The organism is Streptomyces sp. NPDC026500, from assembly GCF_055567635.1.
In genome coordinates this window covers 184588-206105 of the sequence record NZ_JBVHQB010000012.1, presented here as the reverse complement: position 1 = coordinate 206105, position 21518 = coordinate 184588, and the positions used below count along the sequence as shown (strand labels likewise).

Annotated in this window: 19 protein-coding genes and 1 pseudogene; 10 read left to right on the top strand and 10 right to left on the bottom strand. The window is 71.6% G+C overall.

Annotated features, from left to right (window positions below):
- Positions 1 to 5: 5 nt before the first annotated feature.
- Entirely contained in the window at positions 6 to 941 is a 936-nt protein-coding gene (gene murQ, locus ACZ4N5_RS22925; protein ID WP_467758909.1) for an N-acetylmuramic acid 6-phosphate etherase, read from the bottom strand.
- 176 nt (positions 942 to 1117) lie between these two features.
- Positions 1118 to 2038, bottom strand: a complete 921-nt coding sequence (locus ACZ4N5_RS22920; protein ID WP_467758908.1) for a MurR/RpiR family transcriptional regulator — start codon at positions 2036 to 2038, stop codon at positions 1118 to 1120.
- Between the two features lie 157 nt (positions 2039 to 2195).
- On the opposite strand from ACZ4N5_RS22920, the gene ACZ4N5_RS22915 reads away from it, so the two are divergent.
- Positions 2196 to 2636 (top strand): VOC family protein, encoded by a 441-nt coding sequence (locus tag ACZ4N5_RS22915; protein ID WP_467758907.1) that lies wholly within the window; start codon positions 2196 to 2198, stop codon positions 2634 to 2636.
- A gap of 173 nt (positions 2637 to 2809) precedes the next feature.
- Here ACZ4N5_RS22915 and ACZ4N5_RS22910 read toward each other — a convergent pair whose 3' ends face one another.
- Entirely contained in the window at positions 2810 to 3424 is a 615-nt protein-coding gene (locus ACZ4N5_RS22910; protein WP_467758906.1) for a TetR/AcrR family transcriptional regulator, read from the bottom strand.
- Between the two features lie 148 nt (positions 3425 to 3572).
- On the opposite strand from ACZ4N5_RS22910, the gene ACZ4N5_RS22905 reads away from it, so the two are divergent.
- The 3 genes from ACZ4N5_RS22905 to ACZ4N5_RS22895 all read left to right on the top strand — a co-directional run bounded on the left by ACZ4N5_RS22905 (position 3573) and on the right by ACZ4N5_RS22895 (position 5500).
- Entirely contained in the window at positions 3573 to 4715 is a 1143-nt protein-coding gene (locus ACZ4N5_RS22905; RefSeq protein WP_467758905.1) for an FAD-dependent oxidoreductase, read from the top strand.
- 129 nt (positions 4716 to 4844) lie between these two features.
- Positions 4845 to 5240, top strand: a complete 396-nt coding sequence (locus ACZ4N5_RS22900; RefSeq protein WP_467758904.1) for a hypothetical protein — start codon at positions 4845 to 4847, stop codon at positions 5238 to 5240.
- Positions 5237 to 5500, top strand: coding sequence for a DUF4031 domain-containing protein (locus ACZ4N5_RS22895; protein WP_467758903.1), 264 nt, complete (start codon positions 5237 to 5239; stop codon positions 5498 to 5500). Before ACZ4N5_RS22900 ends, ACZ4N5_RS22895 begins: the two co-directional genes overlap by 4 nt.
- A 53-nt stretch (positions 5501 to 5553) precedes the next feature.
- Here ACZ4N5_RS22895 and ACZ4N5_RS22890 read toward each other — a convergent pair whose 3' ends face one another.
- The 4 genes from ACZ4N5_RS22890 to ACZ4N5_RS22875 all read right to left on the bottom strand — a co-directional run bounded on the left by ACZ4N5_RS22890 (position 5554) and on the right by ACZ4N5_RS22875 (position 10127).
- Complete coding sequence (locus tag ACZ4N5_RS22890) at positions 5554 to 6660, bottom strand: GNAT family N-acetyltransferase (protein WP_467758902.1); 1107 nt, start codon at positions 6658 to 6660, stop codon at positions 5554 to 5556.
- Positions 6661 to 6680: 20 nt separating this feature from the next.
- A complete protein-coding gene (locus tag ACZ4N5_RS22885; RefSeq protein ID WP_467758990.1) occupies positions 6681 to 7889 on the bottom strand; it encodes a Cmx/CmrA family chloramphenicol efflux MFS transporter in 1209 nt (402 codons plus the stop codon).
- 441 nt (positions 7890 to 8330) lie between these two features.
- Positions 8331 to 9014: an HD domain-containing protein gene (locus ACZ4N5_RS22880; RefSeq protein WP_467758901.1), complete on the bottom strand. Its 684-nt coding sequence runs from the start codon at positions 9012 to 9014 to the stop codon at positions 8331 to 8333.
- Positions 9015 to 9140: 126 nt separating this feature from the next.
- On the bottom strand, positions 9141 to 10127 hold the full coding sequence (locus ACZ4N5_RS22875) for a helix-turn-helix domain-containing protein (RefSeq protein ID WP_467758900.1): 987 nt from the start codon (positions 10125 to 10127) through the stop codon (positions 9141 to 9143).
- 111 nt (positions 10128 to 10238) lie between these two features.
- Between ACZ4N5_RS22875 and ACZ4N5_RS22870 the strand changes: the two genes are divergently transcribed.
- The 3 genes from ACZ4N5_RS22870 to ACZ4N5_RS22860 all read left to right on the top strand — a co-directional run bounded on the left by ACZ4N5_RS22870 (position 10239) and on the right by ACZ4N5_RS22860 (position 12962).
- Complete coding sequence (locus tag ACZ4N5_RS22870; RefSeq protein WP_467758899.1) at positions 10239 to 11270, top strand: saccharopine dehydrogenase family protein; 1032 nt, start codon at positions 10239 to 10241, stop codon at positions 11268 to 11270.
- Positions 11271 to 11362: 92 nt separating this feature from the next.
- Positions 11363 to 12040, top strand: coding sequence for a maleylpyruvate isomerase family mycothiol-dependent enzyme (locus tag ACZ4N5_RS22865; protein ID WP_467758898.1), 678 nt, complete (start codon positions 11363 to 11365; stop codon positions 12038 to 12040).
- Between the two features lie 217 nt (positions 12041 to 12257).
- Positions 12258 to 12962, top strand: a complete 705-nt coding sequence (locus ACZ4N5_RS22860) for a copper homeostasis protein CutC (RefSeq protein WP_467758897.1) — start codon at positions 12258 to 12260, stop codon at positions 12960 to 12962.
- Positions 12963 to 13399: 437 nt separating this feature from the next.
- Here ACZ4N5_RS22860 and ACZ4N5_RS22855 read toward each other — a convergent pair whose 3' ends face one another.
- Positions 13400 to 15364: a HelD family protein gene (locus ACZ4N5_RS22855; RefSeq protein ID WP_467758989.1), complete on the bottom strand. Its 1965-nt coding sequence runs from the start codon at positions 15362 to 15364 to the stop codon at positions 13400 to 13402.
- A gap of 486 nt (positions 15365 to 15850) precedes the next feature.
- Between ACZ4N5_RS22855 and ACZ4N5_RS22850 the strand changes: the two genes are divergently transcribed.
- Together ACZ4N5_RS22850 and ACZ4N5_RS22845 are read left to right on the top strand one after the other, a co-directional pair.
- Positions 15851 to 16045, top strand: a complete 195-nt coding sequence (locus tag ACZ4N5_RS22850) for a hypothetical protein (protein WP_467758896.1) — start codon at positions 15851 to 15853, stop codon at positions 16043 to 16045.
- 330 nt (positions 16046 to 16375) lie between these two features.
- On the top strand, positions 16376 to 16771 hold the full coding sequence (locus ACZ4N5_RS22845; protein WP_467758988.1) for a HEAT repeat domain-containing protein: 396 nt from the start codon (positions 16376 to 16378) through the stop codon (positions 16769 to 16771).
- 27 nt (positions 16772 to 16798) lie between these two features.
- Here ACZ4N5_RS22845 and ACZ4N5_RS22840 read toward each other — a convergent pair.
- Positions 16799 to 18005, bottom strand: a pseudogene (locus ACZ4N5_RS22840) (IS110 family RNA-guided transposase).
- A 536-nt stretch (positions 18006 to 18541) separates the two neighbouring features.
- On the opposite strand from ACZ4N5_RS22840, the gene ACZ4N5_RS22835 reads away from it, so the two are divergent.
- Entirely contained in the window at positions 18542 to 19765 is a 1224-nt protein-coding gene (locus ACZ4N5_RS22835; RefSeq protein WP_467758895.1) for an RNA-guided endonuclease InsQ/TnpB family protein, read from the top strand.
- 56 nt (positions 19766 to 19821) lie between these two features.
- Here the strand turns inward: ACZ4N5_RS22835 and ACZ4N5_RS22830 are convergent, their stop codons facing one another.
- The gene (locus tag ACZ4N5_RS22830) at positions 19822 to 21468 is read right to left on the bottom strand and encodes a DNA repair helicase XPB (protein ID WP_467758894.1); all 1647 of its coding nucleotides are present in this window, start codon (positions 21466 to 21468) and stop codon (positions 19822 to 19824) included.
- Positions 21469 to 21518: the final 50 nt, after the last annotated feature.

The following is a 21518-nucleotide window of genomic DNA, read 5'->3' as shown; positions in this document are numbered from 1 at the left end:
GCTGGTCAGCGGGACGCCTTCGCCAGCGCGGCGCGCAGATGGCCCTCGGACTCCTCCAGAAGGCGGGCGGCGGTGGGCCCGTCCACATCGCCCAGGATGATCAGGATGGCGTTCTTCACCTCGCCGTCCGTGGCGGCGAGCGCGCGTTCGATCTCCTCGTCGGAGGCGCCGGTGGCGAGCGCGACGATCCGGCGGGAGCGGGCCCGCAGCTTCTCGTTCGAGGCGCGTACGTCGACCATCAGGTTCCCGTACGTCTTGCCGAGCCGGATCATCGTGATCGTCGAGAGCATGTTGAGGACGAGCTTCTGCGCGGTGCCGGACTTCAGGCGGGTGGAGCCGGTGAGCAGCTCGGGGCCCACCACGACCTCGATGCCGTGGTCGGCGGCGGCCGCGAGCGCGCTGTGCGCGTTGCAGGACAGGCCGATCGTGAGCGCGCCCTGCTTCCGGGCGTGCTCGACCGCGCCCACGGCGTACGGGGTGCGGCCCGACGCGGAGACGCCGACCACCGTGTCGTCGGCCGTCACGGCCAGCGCGTCCAGGTCGGCCGCCGCCAGCTCCCGGGAGTCCTCGGCGCCCTCGATCGAGGTGACCATGGCGGTCGGGCCGCCCGCGATCACGCCGACGACCCGGGAGGGATCGGTGTTGAAGGTGGGCGGGCACTCGGAGGCGTCCAGGACGCCGAGGCGGCCCGCGGTGCCGGCGCCCGCGTAGATGAGGCGCCCGCCGCCGGCCATGCGCTCCGCGATGTCGTCGATCGCGGCGGCGATGAGGGGGAGCTGAGCGGCGACGGCCGTCGGCACCGTCGTGTCCTCCCCGTTCATGAGCTGCGCGATCTCCAGGGTGGGCAACCGGTCGATCTCGGACAGTTCCGGGCGGAACGCCTCGGTGGTCAGCGTCTCCAACTCTGCTCGAAGATCGCCGTAGTTGGACATGGAGGTCATGGTTGGAGCGGCTCTTTCCGGTGAGGTGTCGTACCGCGCCCCGGAGGCGGGGTGCGGGCCGGGACGACGTGCGGAACCGCCGCGCGGGCGCGACCAGCCACCCCGCGGACCGCAGTCTCCCCGCTGAATCAAGTCCCCCGGTCCGTTCGCGAGGCCGGTCTGTTCGCGCGGCGCGGCTAGCGGCCGCTGCGCGGGGAGTGGCGGTGCGCCAGGGCCTCGTACGAGGCGGACAGCGCGGGCGCCGCCGTCTCGTAGGTGCGCTGGGCGACCCCCACGAACAGACAGTCCACCACCAGGAGCTGACTGGTGCGCGACGACATGGCCGCCGGGCGCAGCTCGCTCTCGCGGGCGGTCGAGGTGGTGAGGATGTGGTCGGCGTACTGCGCGACCGGTCCGCCGGGGCGGCCGGTGATCGCCACCGTCGTCGCCCCGTGCTCGAAGGCGACCCGGAGCGGTTCGATGACGTCGCCGGTCGAGCCGGAGTGCGTGATGGCTATCGCCACGTCCTTGGCGCGCAGCTGCACCGCGTTGGTCACCGCGAGGTGCGGGTCGCTGTGCGCGTGGACTATGAGTCCGATCCGCATGAGCTTCTGCAGGAGATCCTGGGCGACGAGCCCGGACGCGCCGACTCCGTAGATGTCGATGCGGCGGGCGGTGGCTATGGCGGCGACGGCATGGCCGAGCTGGACCGTGTCGAGCGCGGCGGCCGTGTCCGCGAGGGTCTGCTGCTCGTCGTACGCGAGCTTCGCCACGACGTCGGCGATGGGGTCGTCGACCGCGATGTCGGCGGTGACGGCGGGGGCCCGGCCCGACTGCTGCTGGGCGGCGAGCCCGGCGAGCGCGAGACGCAGGTCCCGGTATCCGGGATAGCCGAGGAGGCGGGCCGTGCGCACGACCGTGGCCTCGCTGGTTCCCGTGAGCTCGGCGAGTCCGGTGACCGTGAGGGCCGCGCAGCCGGCCGGGTTACCGGCGACGGCCTCGGCGACCCGCTGCATGGAACGCGTCATCGAGGGGGCGAGGGTGCGCACCTTGGCCGCGAGGGCGGCGGGGGCGGGCGGTGCCTCACCCGCGAAAATTTCCTTCACGTCATGGGTCACATTATGAAAGATATTTTCCGTCGGGATATCGGTCAAGGGTGCACACAGCGACTCCTCCCCGTCCCTGCTCCCCGTCCTGAAGAACGGGGCTGCTCGGACAATGCCTGTGCGCCGCCGGATCGACGTCTCCAGCGGAGCGGCTCGGCGCCTCAACGCCATGACCAGCGACGATCCGATCCTCGATTGGCCTTCCGAGACCCATGACACCGACGAACCGATCCTGTTCCGCCTCAATATCGAGGTGGCGGACCTCGACCGGGCGTTCACGTTCTATTCGACTCTGTTCGGCGTGACCGGCCGCAGGCAGGCCGGCGCGCGGTGCTACTTCACCTGCGGTGGGGTCACGCTCCAGGTCCTGGACGTCTCTGGCCATGACACCGTCAAGCCGTTGCCGAAATCGCTGTACTTCACCGTCCGAAGCCTTGGCGAGGTGTTCGGTCGCGCCCGGGAACTGGGGTGCTTGTCGGACGAGCAAGTGCACGGTGTGTCCGGAGGCGAGATCGCCGTGCGGCCGTGGGGTGAGCGGTCCTTCTACGTCGATGACCCATGGGGCAACTCGCTGTGCTTCGTCGAGGCCGGGACGGTCTACGAGGGATAGCCGGTGGGCCGGCGGTCACGGCGCTGCCGGGACGGATTCGCCCGCTCCTGTCGAAGCCCCGACGAATTCACCTGTGAGCGGCCGCGGAGACCTCTAGTAGTTCAGAGACCTCTTGTCGTTCCCCGAGGTGTCGTTCATGCCGGGCTCCCGGGGGCGGGCCGGGCGTCAGGCGCTCACCCTCCGGAGACGGCCGCGCCCCAGCCCTTCTCCAGGAGGTCGAAGGCGCGCGTGACGGCCTGGCGGGGGTCCTGGCTGCCGTGGGCGATCCGGGGTGCTTCGAGGGCGAAGTGGGCGAGGGCGGCACAGGCCGGGTCGTCGGCCGGAAGTCCGCTCTCCTCGGCAATGGCGCGAGCGAGGGCGGTTTCGTGGCGCAACCACATGCGCTGGGCGTAGTCCCGCAACGCCGGGGTGTTGTCCACCAGTTCGATGAACGCGGTGAAACCGGCGTCGTCGTCCACGGCTGCGGCGCGGTGGCGCAGGGCGTGCTCGCGCAGGGCCGCGGGGATGGACCGGCCTTGGGGCCGCTCGTGTACGGCGGCGAGCAGACGGGCTTCCTGGTCGGCGTCCTCGTCGAAGACGAGGGCTTCCTTGACCGGGAAGTGCTTGAACAGCGTGGTGGTGGACACGTCGGCGGCGTCCGCGATCTCGCGGATGCCGACCTGCTCGTATCCCCGCTCGACGAAGAGGCGCAGAGCGGCGTCGGCCAGGGCTTGGCGGGTGGCGGCCTTCTTGCGTTCGCGGCGCCCCACCGGTGCTGTCGCCGGGGTGCCGGTGGTCGCGTCGGTCATGCCACGACCCTACACACTTGATTGTCCAACTTCAAAAGTTGTGTCGTTGCACTTATTGGGTCGGTGTGCTCTTCTGGAGTGGCGAGGCCGTGTGGCACAGCCCGGCCCGTTCCGCACGCTCCCCTCTGCCCGAAAGGCGTGACCAGCCATGCCCACTCAGCGCATCGCGATCATCGGCGCCGGCCCCGGCGGCCTGACCTGCGCCCGCATCCTGCAGCAACACGGCATCACCGCAGCCCTCTACGACCTGGACAGGTCCCCCACCGCCCGCAACCAGGGCGGCACCCTCGACATGCACCCCGACTCCGGACAGCAGGCCCTGCGCGCGGCCGGCCTCTGGGACGACTTCCTTGCCCAAGCCCGCCCCGAAGGCCAGCAGATGCGCCTGGTCGGCCGCGACGGCCGCATCCTGTTCGACGTGATCCCGCCCGAGGCCGACAGCGCCGAGGGCAACCCCGAGATCGACCGCGGACAGCTCCGCGACATCCTCCTCGGCTCCCTCAAACCCGACACCGTGCGCTGGGGACACAAACTCACCCGAACCGAAACCCTCGGCGACGGCACCCACCGCCTGCGCTTCGCGGACGGCACCAGCACCGACGCCGACCTCGTCATCGGAGCCGACGGCGCCTGGTCCCAGGTCCGCCGCCTCCTGTCCGGTGCGACGCCCCTCTACACAGGCGTCACCTTCGTCGAGACCGGGCTCGACGACGCCGACACCCGCCACCCCCGCCTCGCCGCACTCACCGGCAACGGCACCATGATGGCCCTCGACGACAACCAGGGCTTCGTCGCCCAGCGCAACAGCGGCGGACACATCCGCGTCTACCTCGGCATGCGCACCGCACAGGACTGGCATCAGCAGGCCGGCCTCGACCTGGCCGACACCGCCGCCGTCCGCGAGGCCCTCCTGAAGAGGTTCACCGGCTGGAGCCCCGACCTGCTCGGCTTCATCACCGCCACCGACAGCGGCTACACCAACCGGCCCCTGTTCGCGCTGCCCGTCCCCCATACCTGGACCCACACTCCCGGCGTCACCCTCCTCGGCGACGCCGCCCACCTCATGTCCCCCTTCTCCGGCATGGGCGCCAACCTCGCCATGCTCGACGGCGCCGACCTCGCCCGCGCCCTCATCGAAAGCCCCACCGTCGACGACGCCATCCGCGCCTACGAAGCCGTCATGCGGCCCCGCTCCATCCAAGCGGCCGAGGGAGCCGCGGAAGGCATCAACAGCGCCTTCTCCCCCGACGGCGCCGCACGGACCCTCGCCCACATGACCCAGCACCAGTGACATCGCTCAATCGCGACGCTGACCTGGCCTTCACTCGAAGACGCAGGGAGCTCCGGCGCTTCGTGCCCCCGGGCCGAGGATCATGGTCCTGTCCTGCCCGCAGGTCAGGATTCCTGCGAAGATTGAGGGATGGACCCCACCGACAACCCCCTCAGCCCCCTGGAGCAGGCGTTGCACGCGGCGCGCGCACGTGTGCTCGCCGACCTGATCGCGGGCCAGGTCGCCGAGGCGGACGTCGTCTCCCTGGTCGAGGACTCGGTGGTGCAGCGCCGCTGGTGGGTCGAGCAGTGGCCGGAGGGTGCCGGATTCGTCGCCGGGCTCGTCGCCCAGGACGTGCAGGACGCGCTCCTGGAGCGGTACGGGCGGTGGCCGCTCTGCCCGGTGTGCGCCACCGGCGACCCGCACGCCCTCGACGTCGAGCCCGAGTTGGGTCCCGACCCGCACTGGGTGTGCCACCAGGCGGGCGTGAAGGTGTCCCCGGTGGGCTCCCTCGCCTCGGCGACCGGCGGAAACCCACCCTCGTGACCGTCTACATCGATCCACCCACCTGGCCGGGCCACGGCCGGGTGTGGTCCCACCTGATCAGCGATGTCTCCTACGACGAACTCCACGCGTTCGCCGAGGAGTTGGGCGCACCCCCGCGCGCCTTCGAGCGCGACCACTACGACATCCCCTCGCACCGCTACGCGGACGCGGTCGCCGCGGGAGCGGTGGAGGTCAGCAGCCGCGAGGTCGTACAGCTGCTGCACGGCTCGGGACTGCGGCGCCGCAAGCGCGCGGGGTGAACGGGCGGGGTGAGCAGGTGGGGTGAGCAGGTGGGACCTTTCTCGTGGGGTGCTCAGCTCTCGCGGGCGTACAGCCGCAACGACGCCTCCATGCCGTGGAGTTCGCGGGCCGTCTTCTCCAGGTCCTCGCTCACGCGGGTGAATCCGGCGCGGGCGATCACCCGCTGGGAGGGGGCGTTCTCCCGGTCGATGGCGGCGAACAGGAGCTTCACGTCGTCGCGGGCCAGGGCCTGCTCGGAGAGGGCGCGCAGGGCCTCGGTCGCGTAGCCCCGGCCGCGGGCGGTCTCCGCGAGGTCGTAGCCGACCTCGGCGCGGCCCTCCTCGTCGGGCGCGCCGTGGAAGCCGATCCCGCCTACCGCCCGTCCGTCCTCACGCCGTACGAGGACGAACATCCCCCATTCCGGCCGGTGCACGCCCTCCTCGTACGCGCTGACGATCATCCCCGCGGCGTCCCGCGTGCCCTCGAACGGGCCGCTCTCGACCCACTCGAAGCCGCCCGTGCCGCCTTCGTGCAGATCGGCGGCGGCGGCCGGGGTGACCCCCTGGAGGGTGAGCCGCTCGGCGTCGATCACCAGGTTGTTGCTCCAGCGCCAGTCCGTGATCGGTTCCCGGCCGGGCAGGTCACCGCGCCCGGTGGCCCACCGGAGGGTGCTCCACGGGGCGCCGGGTTCGGGCCGCACCTGCGGGAAGATCCGCGTCAGGACCCAGGTGCACAGCTCGTCCGGCGGGCTGTACGGCAGGCCGAGTCCCTCGGCGATGTCGTGCGTGTGCAGCAGCACCTCGGCGACCCCCATCGCGGCGAAGCCCTCGCGGTTCGCGCTGCGGAACGGGTACGGATGGAAGGCGCGCACCTCGCGCGGTGTCGTGCGGACGGCGGCGGCGAGCAGCCCGCCGGTCGCCTCGATCACGTCGACGACCCCCGCGTTGCCGGTTCCGTCGTCCAGCGCGATGTCGAACGGCACGTACGCCGTCGTGGCCCGCCCGGCCAACTGCCCGGCGTACGCGATGAGATCACTGGCGATGTGCTCAGCGGTCCGCCGGCAACTCCACTCCAGCCGTCCCGCCCGTACGCCGTCCCAGTCCCGCCCTGCCGCCTGCCGCAGCAGCGCGGCACAGCTCGCGACGGCTTCCTCCACCCGGTCCCCACCCATGTCTGCCATACGGCCGAGAATAGGACGGATCACGCCTGGGAACGTACGGGATTCTTCGCCGACCCCCTCTTGCGCACGACCCGTGAACCGGACGTACGGCGGTGCGCTCGCAGCGACACGACCGCCAGGCCGATGGCGGCCACGGTCAGCACCGCGCCCGCCCAGGCGGTGGCCGCATACCCGAGCCCCGCGTCGATGACGGCGCCGCCGAGCCAGGGACCGGCGGTGTTGCCCAGGTTGAAGGCCGAGGTGGTGGTGGCCGCGGCCAGGGTCGGGGCGGCAGCGGCGACCTGGAACATCTGGGCGTTCAGTGCCGGGGCGGTGCTGAAGCAGGCGACCCCGAGCAGGAAGGAGAGCAGGACGGCCGCGACGGCGTACCGCCCGAGGAAGGCGAACGCGACGAGGACGACGGTGTCCGCCGCCATGCCGCCGATCAGCACTCCGAACAGGTGAGCGTCGGCGAACCGGCCGCCGATCGTCGTCCCGATGAGCGCGCCCACGCCGAACAGCGCCAGCACGGTCGGGACCCAGCCCTCGTCGAGGTGGGCGACATCGGTGAGCAGCGGGGCGAGATAGCTGAACGCGCAGAAGACGCCGGCCGCGGTGAGTGCGATCGTGCCGATGGACAGCCAGACCCGCCGGTCACGGAAGACGAGTACTTCCCTGCGGAGCCGCGGCCGCTCGTCCGGGGGCGGGAGGGGCGGGACGAGGGTCACGATGCCGACGAGCGCTACGGCGGACGCCGCCCCGACGGCCCAGAAGGCGGCCCGCCAGCCGAGCCCCTCGCCGAGGAAGGCGCCCGCGGGCACGCCCAGCACGTTAGCGATCGACAGACCGCCGATCATCACGGCCAGCGCCCGCGCCCGCGAGGTCACCGGCACCATCGCGATGGCCACGGCCGCGCCGACCGCCCAGAAGCCCGCGCAGGCCAGGGCGCTGACGACACGTGACACGAAGAGCACGGCGTAGCCCGGTGCGAGGGCTCCGGCCACCTGGCCGAGCCCGAAGACCGCAAGCAGGGCGACGAGGGTGGTCCGCCTCGGCAGGCGGAGCGTGGCCACGGCCAGCAGCGGCGCGCCGACGACCATGCCGATCGCGAACGCCGAGATCAGCAGACCCGCCCGCGGGATCGTCACGCCCATGTCGTCCGCGATGGGCGGCAGCAGCCCGGACAGCATGAACTCGCTGGTGCCGAGGGCGAAGACGGACAGGGCGAGGATGTAGACCGACAGGGGCATGCGGGGGCGGTCGCCGGCCGGGGTGGCGCCGGGAGCGGCGGCGGGTATGTCCGGCTTCAGGGGTCCGGGGCTCGGGGGCATGTCTCCTTCGTACGTGTTCCGGCGCCTGCCGTCGAACCGGTTTCCCGTCCGCCCGGACATCGACGGGCGCCCACGGCGGGTCGGTTGAGGCCCGGGGTGTGGGGGCTCGGTACCGGGGTGGCCGGGGGCGGCCGTGGCCGGGTTTCCGTCCGTCCGGGCATCGACGGGCGCCCACGGCGGGTCGGTTGGGGCCTGGGGCGTGCGGGGATGGGTACCGGGCGGCCGGGGTGGCCGGGGGTGGCGTCCGGGCGGCCCGGACCGGCACCCGGAACGTCCGGGGGCCGGCGGGTGTCCATCCCCCGGGCGGGCGGTCGTGGCATGGAGCTCGGTATCCGGACGGACGGGGACCCGGCCGACCCGTCATGCCTCCGTCAGCGCCGCCAGTTCGTCGCCCATGTTCCGGCGGGCCGGCTGCGCCCACACGCGTTCCCCGTACGGCGTCCTGAACAGCCGGGGCAGGTCGAGGAGTTGGCGCAGTACGGCCGCCCGGCCCACGCGGAAGGCGTCGTCGGGGACGAAGGCGTACTCCTCGCGGACGGCGGCGGTGTAGGCGGCGTACGCGTCCGGGGGCGACGCCAGGATCGCGAGATCCGCGTCGCACAGGACGGCGCCGTCGGTGTCGTCGTCGGCCGGGTCGTGGGAGACGGTGAGCCGGACGAGCCGGGCGACCTCGGCCGTGCGGTCCGCGCCGACGCCCAGCTCGGCCAGCGCGCGCTCGGCGAGCCGGGCGGAGCGCTCCTCGTTCTCCGAGCGGTCCGGAAGGTACACGGCGTCGTGGAACCAGGCCGCCAGCCGCACGGCGGCCGGATCCTCGGCGCGCTCCCCGTGCGCCTCCAGTACGTCGATGTGGTCGAGGACCGCGAGGAGATGGTCGGTGGTGTGGTACCGGCGCTGTGGTTCGGCCCAGCGGTCCAGGAGGTTCGCCGCGTAGGGCCCCGGCGCGGGGCCGGACCCGCCCTCGCCGTCACGCGCGGCCAGCACGGTGTCCGCCCAGCGCTTCGTCAGCTCCGCGTGGGCCGGGTGGCGGTTGCTCTCTGCTGCCATGACGCCATTGTCCCCGCCGAGGGGCGGACCCCGCGCCCCGGCGCCGCGACCGTACGCGACCGTCCGCGGGCTGTTGGGGCTGCTCGGGTCGCCGGGGGCGGAAGGGGACGGGCTGCCGATACCGGCTCAGGGGCGCCCGCGGTGGTGTTGCCCGCTGTCGTCCGGGCCGGGGCGGGTCCGTGAGCGGAACGTGCGGCGGTAGGCGTCCGGAGGCACGCCGACCGTGCGGTTGAAGTGCCGGCGCAGCGTCGTGGCGGTGCCCATGCCCGTGGCGGCCGCGATCGTGTCGACTCCGGCGTCGGTGGTCTCCAGCAACTCCTGGGCGTGCCGTATCCGTTGGGTCAGCAGCCATTGCAGCGGGGTGGTGCCGGTCACCGACCTGAAGTGGCGGCCCAGGTTGCGCGAGCTCATCCGCGCCTGGCGGGCCAGGTCCTCGACGGTGAGCGGACGGTCCAGCCGCTCGATGACCCAGGGGAACAGCTCGGCGAGCGGGTGGTGGTCCGGGGCGGGCACCGGGGTGGTGACGAACTGGGCCTGGCCGCCGTCCCGGTGCGGGGACACGACCAGGTGGCGGGCGACGGTGTTGGCGACCGACGAGCCGTGGTCGAGGCGGACGAGGTGCAGGCACAGGTCCATGGCGGCGGCCTTGCCGGCGGAGGTGAGCACGCTGCCGTTGTCCACGTAGAGGACGTCCGGGTCCACCATGACCCGGGGATGGCGGGCGGCCAGGGCCCGGGTGTGCGCCCAGTGCGTCGTCGCGCGCCTGCCGTCCAGCAGGCCGGCGGCGGCCAGGACGAACGCGCCGGTGCAGAGGGAGGCGACGCGGGCGCCCGCCTCGTGGGCCGCTCGCACCGCGTCGACCAGGTCGGCGGGCGGGTCCCGGTCGATGTCGGCCCAGCCCGGGACGATCACGGTGTCGGCCTGCGGGAGCCGGTCGAGGCCGTGGTCGGGCTCCAGCCGGAACCGGCCGACCCGCACGGCCTTCGGCCCGCAGACCGCGAGGTCGTACCAGGGGCCCGTCACGGCGGCCGGGGCGGAGCCGAAGACCTCGCAGGCCAGGGCCAGTTCGAAGTGGAGCATTCCGTCGGTGACGGCCAGCGCGACAGAGGTCATGTCCGGAATTGTACGGGGCATGGCGTTCCGGACACTCGTGCGGGACGCCCGCCCTCGTCAGGATGTCCGTGACGGATCAAGGCAGTTCACTTCGAGCACGGGGGAGAACCCATGGAGTCGGGGCAGGCAGTGACGGTGTTCGGCGCGTACGGGCACACCGGACGTTTTGTGGTGGCGGAACTGCTGGAGCGCGGATTCGTCCCGGTCCTCTCCGGCCGGGACGCCGAGAAGCTGAAGGAACTGGCGGCCTCGCGGCCCGGACTCGACGTCCGCCCGGCCTCGGTCGACGATCCGGATTCCCTCGACCAGGCGCTGGCCGGTGCGGCGGCTGTGATCAACTGCGCCGGGCCCTTCGCCACGACGGCCGCCCCCGTGATCGAGGCGGCCCTGCGCGCCGGGATCCCGTACGTGGACGTGGCGGCCGAGATCGAGGCCAACCTCGACACGTTCAAGCACTTCTCGGAGCGGGCCCGCGCCGCGGGAGCGGTGATCGTCCCCGCGATGGCCTTCTACGGCGGCTTCGGCGACCTGCTGGCCACCGCCGCGATGGACGACTGGACGGCGGCCGACGAGGCGCACATCGCGTACGGGCTGAGCGGCTGGCACCCCACCGCCGGGACGCGCGCCGCGGGCGCGGTCTCCCGGGAGCGGCGCGGCGGCCGACGCGTCCGTTACACGGGCGGGCAGTTGGAGTACCGCCAGGACGCCCCGCCCACCCTGGAGTGGCCGTTCCCCGACCCCATGGGGCCGCGGGCCGTCATCGGGGAGTTCTCGATGGCCGACGTGGTCACCCTGCCCAGCCACCTCGCCGTCCCCGAGGTGCGCACCTACATGACCGTCGAGGCGGCCGGGGAACTGTCGGCCCCGGACACCCCGGCGCCGCGTGCCGTCGACGGGCACGGGCGGTCGGAGCAGACCTTCGTCGTCGATGTCGTCGTGCGCTCCCAGGGCGCCGAACGCCGGGCCGTGGCGAGGGGCCGGGACATCTACGCCGTCACCGCGCCGCTCGTGGTGGAAGCGGTCGACCGCATCCTCACGGGACGCACCAGGACGGTCGGTGTCGCCTCCGCCGGCGAGATCTTCGACGCCCCCGAATTCCTCCGCGCGCTGTCCCCGCACATCTCCTTCGAACTGCGCGGCTAATGGGCACACCTCTCACGCTTCGCGCACTTCGCACGCTCCGCGGTCCGATCCGAGCAACAGCCCCTGGGGACGACAGCCCCTAGCGTGGAGTCATGATTCCTGGAGACGCACACGACGTACGGGACCCGGAACTGCCCGGTCTGCTCCTGCGCACCGAGCGCGACGCGCTGATCCCGCTGTTGCGGGCGAGGCCGGACGGCGACTTCGCGCGTTCGACGGCCGGGTGTCCGGCGTGGACGGTGCGGGACATGCTGGCGCACTGCTCGGCCGCGCTGATGCGGGTCGTCGAGAGCCGTTTCGAACCCGGGGTGTTCTCGCCCGAGGCCAACGACCGCGACATCGCCGAGCGCGTCGACTGGCCGACGGCACGGGTCGTCGACGAGCTGGAACGCGGGATGACCGAGGCGGGGCCGGTGATCGCCCGGGCCGGCGGTGTTCTCGACGCGGTCGCGCTCGGCGAGTGGGTCCATGCAGGGGACGTGCGCGAGGCGTTCGGGGAACCGGGCGCCTACGAGGGAGCGGGACTCCCGCACGCCCTCAGGCTGCTGGTCCGCTTCAGCCGCGAACGCGACCATGTGCCACTGCACGCGGATCTCGACGATCTCGACGACCCCCTGCGCCTGGGTGGCATCCCCGGCGACCGGCCCCCGGCCCGTTACCTCGGTGGCGCCGCGACCCTCGTACGGCTCTGCTCGGGTCGGCCGGTCGCGAAGACGACGGCGTACGAGCTGGTGGGGGCGCGGGAGGAAGAGCTGAATCTGTTCCGGTGAACGGAGGAAACCGAATCGGTCCGGGGAACGGGCGGAGCTGAATCCGCCCGGATGGACCGAAGAGCCGAATCCGTCGGGGTGAACGGTGGGACAGGGAGGGGCCGGAGGGAAATCCCTCGACGGCCCCTCCACTCGCCGTGATCTTCTCGCGCCCCCGCTCCCGCCCGCGTACTCTTGGATTGGACTAGACCTGTAGCGGCCCGAGGGAAGAGATCCGATGAGCGAGCGGAAGAGCGCAGTCCTGGAGGTGATCGCCCTCGGCGTGGAGGACGCGGTCGCCGCTCAGGCCGGCGGTGCGGACCGGCTGGAGCTGGTCACCGACATGGCGGCCGACGGGCTGACCCCGTCGGTGGAGACCTTCGCCGGGATCCGTGCCTCCGTGGACATCGCACTGCGCGTGATGCTGCGCCTGTCGGACGGCTTCGCGGCGGGCGGCGCGCAGGGCGTCGACACGCTCGTACGGGTCGCGGGCGCCATGCGGGACGCGGGCGCGGACGAGTTCGTGCTCGGTTTCCTGGACGAGCACGGCTGCCCCGACCTGGCCGCCGTGGAGCGGATCGTCGCCGAACTGGACGGCTGCCGCTGGACGTTCCACCGCGCGATCGACCGCGCCGCCGACCGCGACGCCCTGCGCAAGCAGCTCGCGGACCTGCCCGGCCTCGACGCCTATCTGACCGCCGGGTCCCCGACGGGCGTCGACGACGGGCTCTCCGTCCTCGCGACCGAGTCCGCCCGTCGCGGCGAACCGGGATACGAGCCGCAGATCATGGTCGGCGGCGGCCTGCGCCTCGATCATGTGCCGGGGCTTCGCGCCGGGGGCCTCGACGCCTTCCACATCGGCGGTGCCGCACGTCCGGGAGGCTGGACGGGACCGGTCTCGGCGGAGGCGGTACGGGAATGGCGCACCGCCCTCGACGCGTAGGACGCGGGCTCTCCTTGACGCGTTCGGCGTCGGCTCCCTGTGACGTGTAGGACGCCGCCCCCCTCGACGCTGGGACGCCGGCTCGCGTGATGCGTGGGAAGCCGGCCCCCCTTTACGCGTAGGACGCCGGCTCCCCTGGACGTGTGGGAAGCCGGCTCCCCTGGACGGATGAGACGTCGGCTCCCCTGGGCGCGTGGGACGTCGGCTCCCCGTGACGTGTAGGACGCCGGCTCTCCTTTACGCGTAGGGCGCTGCCCCTCTCGGAGTGTGGGGCAGCGTCTCCTCGTGCCGCCGTCCCCTCGTGCCGCCGTCCCCTTGTGCCGCCGTCCCCTCGTGCCGCCGTCCCCTTGTGCCGTCGTCCCCCCGATGCTTGGGCGCCGTCCGTCGGCCGGTCAGGTCGGCTCGGTCGGTCGGGCCCGTTCGGCTGCTCGGGCTGCTCAGGTCAGCTCGGGCGGGAGCGGGGCCGCGTGGGTCACGATCAGCCCCGAGACCGCCCTGGTGAGCGCCACGTACAGGCGGCGCAGGCCGGTGCGCTCGTCCGGCTCGCCGTCGACGACGGCCTGCGGCTCGTCCAGGACCACGTAGTCGTACTCCAGGCCCTTGGCGAGCGAGGCCGGCACCAGGGTCAGCCGGGTCTCGGCCGTCGTCTCCTCGCCCGGGCCGAGATACGTCCGCCCGGCCGCCGTCAGTGCCTCCGCGAGCACCGGGATCCGGGCGTCGGCGGCGATCAGCCCGACCGACCCCTCGTGGTCGAGCAACTCGTCCACCGCGCGCAGGACTTCGGCATCCGCCGTGCTCGCGCGCACCTCGAAGAAGCCCGGGTTCTCCCGCACCGACGCGACCGGTGTGAGACCGGGCGCGATGTGCGGCAGCAGGCGGGACGCGTAGGTGATGACGTCCGTGGGGACGCGGAAACCCGCCGTCAGTTCCTCGACCACCGCGTCCCCCTTGCCCAGGTGGCCGAGGGCCTCCTCCCAGCTCCGGGTCGCCCACGGGGTCGTCCCCTGCGCCAGGTCTCCGAGCACCGTCGCCGACCCCGTCGTGCAGCGCCGTCCCACCGCCCGGTACTGCATCGGCGACAGGTCCTGCGCCTCGTCGAGCACCACGTGCCCGAGGGAGTGCGTGCGCTGGACCAGGTCCGTGGCCTCGTCGATCAGCACGGCATCGGCGGCCGACCACTTCGCGGCCTTCACGCCGCGCACCGGCTTCGCCCAGAGGATCTCCTTCTGCTCGCCCTCGTCGAGCAGCCCCTCCGCGTGCGCGGCGAGGAACTCCGCGTCGGTCAGCAGCCGGAGCACGAGCTTCGGGGGGTCGACCTGCGGCCAGATCGCCTTGACGGCGGCCTTCACGGCGGCGTTGCGGGCGACGGCGTCCTGCACCCGGTCGTCCGGCGCCTCTCCCGAGCGCTCCATCTGGACCAGCACGGCATGCGCGATCCGCTGTGGAAGGGCCTGGTGGGCGGCGCCGTACCGGATGTCGCGGTCGAGCAACTCCCTGACGATCTCCTCCAGTTCGTACGCCGGGACGCGCCAGCGCCGTGATCCCCTGACCACCACCACCGGCTCGGTCGGGATGGTCACGTGCGAGCGGACGGCCCGGCGCAGCACCTGGGCCATCCGCGCGTCGCCCTTGAGCACGGCCGCGGCCGAGTCGTCACTGCCGCGTACCTCGACATGCGCGACCAGATCGTCGACGGTCGCCTGCCTGACCTCCAACTCGCCCAGAGCGGGCAGGACTTGCTCGATGTAGTGCAGGAAGGACCTGTTCGGCCCGATGACCAGGGTGCCGGTGCGGGCGAGCCGCTCCCGGTGCGCGTACAGCAGATACGCGACCCGGTGCAGGCCGACGGCGGTCTTCCCGGTGCCGGGACCTCCCTGCACACAGACCGAACCGGACAGCCCGGACCGTACGATCTCGTCCTGCTCCGGCTGGATGGTCGCCACGATGTCGCGCATCGGACCGACGCGCGGGCGCTCGATCTCCTGCTGGAGCAGCTTGCTGGTGGCCGCGGCCTCGGCCGGGTCGGAGAGGTGCTCGTCCTCGTAGGCCGTGAGGTCGCCGCCGGTGTAGCCGAAGCGGCGGCGCAGCCCGACGTCCATCGGGTCCTTCTTCGAGGCCCGGTAGAACGGCTGGGACACCGGCGCGCGCCAGTCGATGACCATCGGATCGCCGCCGGCGTCGTGGACATGCCGGCGCCCGATGTAGAACCGCTCGCCCTCCGCGCCCTCCGCCCGGTCGGAGCCCGGCGGGTGCAGATAGTCGAGCCGTCCGAAGAAGAGCGGGGTGTGGCTGAGGTCGGCGAGGGCCTTGATGCGCTCGCCGATCTGCCGGTGCAGCACCTCGGCGTTCACCCAGTTCGCGGTGACGTCGCGGATGTCGAGGTTCTCCGCGTCCTCGCGCATCGCGCGGAGCGCCGAACGGGAGTGGGAGAGGTGGGCGCGCTCGCGGGACAGGGGATCGTCGGACTCGGACGGGGCGCCGGACGGACCGTCGGACAGGGTGGACACGGGGAATTGCCTCCGGGGAAACCTGCTGCGGGGTTGCTGCGGGAGTGATGCAGATCGTGGATCTCTGCGGATTTCGTTGGGAATCTGTCCAGAATCCGTACGGAATCCGGTGTGATTCCAGGTGCCGTCCGGTTTCCGGCCGGGCGGCGGCACTCCGTGAAGGGAGGCGGGCAAGAGCGAAGATTCTAGGCGACGGACGGATGCCGGGGCCAATGGTTTTCCCGGTGCCTGACCGCCGTCTCAGGGTCGGGACCCGGGGACCCTAGGGGGCGGTGTCCGTCGTGAGGCGTAGGCAGGGTGGCCCGGAGCCGTACCAGGGGGTGGGCGAGGTTCGGTCCGAAGACCGACGCCATTCGGAGCAACGGTGCGCACCATGGAGGTATGAGTGCAGCCACTTTCACCCAAGGTTCTGCCCATCCCGGGCCTGTCGCGCGCGGCGCGACGGCCGTCACCTCCGTCAACCACCGTCACCTCCTCGGCGACGCCGTGCGCGCCGTCAAGGTGTTCGCACGCGCGGCCTTCGGGGTCGTCCTGCTCGGCGAATACGGCGAAGAATCAGGCGTCCGCCGCCGCTGACACGTACGCCCGCTCCTTTTCCGCGGTGTCCCGCACGCCTGGATACGCGGCCGGCTGTCCACGCCTGGCGCCGATACCCTCCAGGGCCCTCGGGGCAGCATGGTCCCGCCGCTGGGCCGCACCCCCGCCGTATGCCGCCGCGGCGGGCGGTACGCCGGGAGGACCTAGGCGGTCGGCGCCGCCGGCTCACCGCCGCAGCGTGCCGCGCGGGGCCTGTGGACCGGCCACCCGCCGGGGGGTGCCTCTATGTTCTTCGTCAAGCGTGTGGGCAGCTTCTGCCCGGGGTTCGATCTTCTCTGTGGGGCATGAGACTGTCAGGTCGTGCCAGAGATGACGAGTGGCTTGGAGGAGGCGTCGTCTCCTTCGTGGACGCAACGTGTTCGTGCCGGGCGTGACCTTGCTTCCTTCGCTGATGTTCCTGAGGCTGCGGAAACGCTGGTGGGACTGCTGCTGGACGTCGAGGACACGGCGGTGACCCGGCAGACGGCAGAGGCTCTGGCCCGGGTGGGGACGGTGGCCGCCATAAGACTTATCGCTCTCGCGGTTGCCGAGGCTGACGACAACCAGGCCGACTGGCTGCAGACCGGGGTGCATGACGCGCTCGTGGGACTGGGCGGTGTGCCGGACGTCGCAGAGGCCTGCGGGAAGCTCGCCCGGGATCCGGAAGAAGCTGTCCGTCGGGGGGCCGCGGATATCTCGGCATGGGCAGACGACACAAGGCGTTGATCTGCATCGACCTGCCTGTGGGCTGGTTCATGCAGCCGTTGCCTGGGGGACGCGGGGTTCGTAGAAGGTGCCGTCGCGGAGCATGGCGAACAGGACGCTGATGCGTTGGCGGGCGAGGCGGAGGAGGGCCTGGGTGTGGGTCTTTCCCCGGCCCGGCATTTGTCGTAGTAGGTGCGGGAGGCGGGGTCGCGCAGGGCGGCGAACGCGGAGAGGAACATGGCGCGTTTGAGCTGCCGGTTACCACCTCTGGGTGCGTGTTCGCCGTGGATCGATGTGCCTGACTGCTTGGTGGTGGGGCGAGGCCGGCGTAGGAGGCGAGGTGGGCGGCGGTGGGGAAGCCGGTGCCGTCGCCGACGGTGACCAGCAGGACGGCGCCGGTCCTGACTCCGACTCCCGGCATCGAGGTCAGGACCGGGGAAAGAGGGCGGTCCTCCAGCAGGGCTTTGATCTGGGCTTCCAGCGCCCGGCGTTGTTCGTGGACGGCCGTGAGGGAGCGGGCCAGGGAGGGGACGACGGTGTCGAGGGTGCCGGTTCCGGGGACGACGACGGTCTGCTCGTCGAGTGCGTCGAAGACGTCGTCGATCAGCCGGGCGGCCATACGCGGGGCCTTGGGCCGGATCACTTCGACCAGCCTGCGGCGCCCGGTTTTGCGCAGGGCGGACGGCGATCCATGGCGTTCCAGCAGCCAGGTCACGGCGGGGTGGTCCAGCCGCGGCCCGAGGACGCGTTCCAGGCTGGGGTGGAACTGGGTGAGCAGGCCGCGTATCCGGTTGGAGGTGCGGGTGGCCTCGGCCGCCAGGTCCTGGTCGAAGCCGACCAGCACGGTCAGTTCGGCGGTGATCTCGTCGGTCAGCTCCAGCGAGCGCAGGGTGTGCGGCATGGTGCGGGCGGCGTCCGCGATCACCGCGGCGTCCTTCGCGTCGGTCTTGGCCTCGCAGGGATACAGTTCGGCGATCCGGCGCATCGCGAGTCCGGGCAGGTAGGCGACCTTGCAGCCGGCGTGCCGGGCGACCGTCAGGGGCAGGGCTCCGATGGAGGCGGGCTGGTCCACGATCACCAGCACGGTGCCGAACTTCGCGGCCAGCTTGTCGAGGACGGCCCGCAGCTTCGGCTCGCTGTTGGGCAGGGGCTTGTCGAAGACCTTCTTGCCCGCCGGGGTCAGCCCGTGGCCGTGATGAGCACTCTTGCCGACGTCCAGGCCGAGGAACACGCCCACGTCTTCGGTGTCGAACATCGCACCCTTCCAGCGGATTTGACCGTGCCGGCCTAGGTGATGGTGTCGTACGCGCGCAGCCACGTTATGCAGACCTGCCGCCCGCGAACCGTCCGGCGTTGCGCCGGACCGGGCGGTGGCCGGACCTCTCATCAGCGTCTCCGACGGCACCTTCCGGACCCGGTGACACCACCCCCCAGGTCATGCCTTCGACAGGGGGACACAGTCATGCCGGGCCCGGAGGCCAGCGGCCCCATTGCGGAACCGCGAAAAAGATAACGGGAGCTACCGGGGTTCATTCGCAGTGCATCGGCCTTCAGGCCGGTGGTGAAGCGAATCTGATGGTTGTGGCGCGGAGCGTCACGGATGCTGTCCTGCGGAGCAGGAGGGCGCAGGCCTCACCACGGCCGACGCGGAGTGTCATGGGGTCCGATCCGGTGAAGCCGGGCAACACCTCACCCCGTCCGGCCGTTCCACTCCCCGGTTCAGGTCAGGGGGTACCGGCCGTACATACGTTCCCCCTGGTGGTGGGCAACGCTCGTTCGTACGATCACCGCATGCAGCTTCGGTACGCCTTCAGGCTGCACCCGCAACCGGGCCAACGCCTCGCGCTGGCCAGGGCGTTCGGGTGTGCCCGCGTCGTGTACAACGATGCCGTGCGCGCCCGCGAGGACGCCCGTGCGGCGGGCGAGCCGTTCCCGAAAGCCGCTGAACTGTCCCAGAAACTGATCACCCAGGCCAAGCGGACACCCGGGCGGTCCTGGCTGGGCGAGGTCTCCGCGGTCGTCCTCCAGCAGTCCCTGCGCGACGCGGAATCCGCGTACCGGAACTTCTTCGCCTCCCTCAAAGGTGAGCGGAAGGGCGCGATGACCGGTGCGCCCCGATTCAAGTCCCGCAAGGACAGCCGTCAGTCGATCCGCTTCACGGCCAATGCCCGCTGGTCGATCACCACTTCTGGGAAACTGAACCTCCCCAAGATCGGCGCGGTGAAGGTGAAATGGTCCCGCACCCTGCCCGCACGGCCCTCCTCGGTCACCGTGATCAAGGACGCGGCCGGACGGTACTTCGCCTCCTTCGTCATCGACACCGACCCGGCCGCCGACGCCGCCCGCATGCCCGACACCGACCGGACGGTCGGCATCGACCTGGGCCTCACCCACTTCGCCGTCCTCTCCGACGGCACGAAGATCGACTCGCCGCGGTTCCTGCGCCGAGCCGAGAAGAAACTGAAGAAGGCCCAGCGGGAGCTGTCCCGCAAACAGAAGGGATCCAGGAACCGCGAGGCGGCCCGCCTCAAGGTCGCCCGCGCCCACGCGAAAGTGGCCGACGCCCGCCACGAATTCCTCCACCGGCTCTCCACGAAACTGATCCGCGAGAACCAAGCGATCGGTGTGGAGGACCTGGCGGTCAAAGGACTCGCGTGTACCCGGCTGGCCAAGAGCGTGCATGACGCGGGCTGGGCACAGTTCGTGCACATGCTGGAGTACAAGGCCGCCCGGTACGGGCGCACCCTGGTCAAGATCGGCAGGTTCCGGCCGACCTCGCAGACCTGCTCGGCCTGCGGTGTCAAGGACGGCCCCAAGCCCCTGCACATCCGGGAATGGACCTGCAGCGCCTGCGGCACCGTCCACGACCGGGACCACAACGCCGCGATCAACGTCAAAACGGCCGCCGGACTGGCGGTGACAGCCTGCGGAGCGCCGGTAAGACCAGAGTCCCTTCTGGCGCAGCGTGAAGAAACAGGAAGCCACGGAAGCCCGCCCGACGCCCGTGCCGCGTAGCGGCACAGCACCGAGCGAGCAGGCCAGAATGTCCCTCCTCAGGCAGGGAGAGCAAGTCAATCCGTGTCGGTCAGGAGTTCGTCGGCGTCCATGATCCGGTAGGCGTAGCCCTGTTCCGCCAGGAAGCGCTGGCGGTGGGCGGCGAAGTCCTGGTCGATCGTGTCGCGGGCGACCACGGAGTAGAAGTGGGCCTGGTGGCCGTCGGCCTTGGGACGCAGGACGCGGCCCAGGCGCTGGGCCTCCTCCTGGCGGGAGCCGAAGGTGCCCGAGACCTGGATGGCCACCGTGGCCTCCGGCAGGTCGATGGAGAAGTTGGCGACCTTCGACACGACGAGCACGCTGATCTCGCCCTCCCGGAAGGCGTCGAACAGCTTCTCCCGCTGGGCATTGCTGGTCTCGCCCTTGATGACGGGCGCGTTCAGATGCTCGCCCAGCTCGTCGAGCTGGTCGATGTACTGGCCGATCACGAGGATCTGCTGACCCGCGAACCTGCGGACCAGCGCCTCGGTCACCTTCCGCTTGGTCGCCGTCGTGGCGCAGAAGCGGTACTTCTCCTCGGTCTCGGCGGTGGCGTACGCGATCCGCTCGGTGTCGGTGAGGTTCACCCGCACCTCGACACAGTCGGCCGGCGCGATGTAACCCTGCGCCTCGATCTCCTTCCAGGGCGCGTCGAACCGCTTGGGCCCGATGAGCGAGAAGACGTCCGACTCGCGTCCGTCCTCCCGTACGAGCGTGGCGGTCAGCCCCAGCCGGCGCCGGGCCTGGAGGTCGGCGGTGAACTTGAAGACGGGAGCGGGCAGCAGATGGACCTCGTCGTACAGGATGAGGCCCCAGTCGCGGGAGTCGAAGAGTTCGAGGTGCGGGTAGACGCCCTTCCGCCGGGTCGTCAGCACCTGGTAGGTGGCGATGGTGACCGGGCGGATCTCCTTGCGCGTGCCGCTGTACTCGCCGATCTCCTCCTCGGTCAGCGAGGTCCGCTTCACCAGCTCGTGCTTCCACTGCCGGGCGGAGACGGTGTTGGTCACGAGGATGAGGGTGGTCGCCTTGGCCTGCGCCATGGCACCGGCCCCGACGAGCGTCTTGCCCGCGCCGCAGGGCAGCACGACCACACCGGACCCGCCGTGCCAGAAGTTCTCCACGGCCTGTCGCTGGTAGGGCCGCAGCGCCCAGCCGCTCTCGTCGAGCTCGATGGCGTGCGCCTCGCCGTCGACGTACCCGGCGAGGTCCTCGGCCGGCCAGCCCAGCTTCAGCAGGGTCTGCTTGATCTGACCGCGCTCGGAGGGGTGCACGACCACGGTGTCGGGGTCGATCCGGTTGCCGACGAGCGGTGCGACCCGCTTGGAGCGCAGCACCTCTTCGAGGACGGGCCGGTCGGTGGTGGTGAGGACGAGTCCGTGGGCGGGATGCTTGCTCAGCGTGAGGCGTCCGTAGCGGTCCATCGTCTCGGCGATGTCCACGAGCAGCGCGTGCGGGACCGGATAGCGGCTGAACTCCACCAGCGCGTCCACGACCTGCTCGGCGTCGTGCCCGGCGGCCCGCGCGTTCCACAGGCCGAGCGGCGTCACCCGGTAGGTGTGGATGTGCTCGGGCGCCCGCTCCAGCTCGGCGAAGGGGGCGATGACCCGACGGCAGGCGTCGGCCAGCTCATGATCGACTTCGAGCAGAAGCGTTTTGTCGGACTGGACGATGAGGGGTCCGTTCACACCCGTCCCTTTCTGCGTGGCGGCACCCGGCGCGGATGCTCGGCCAAACG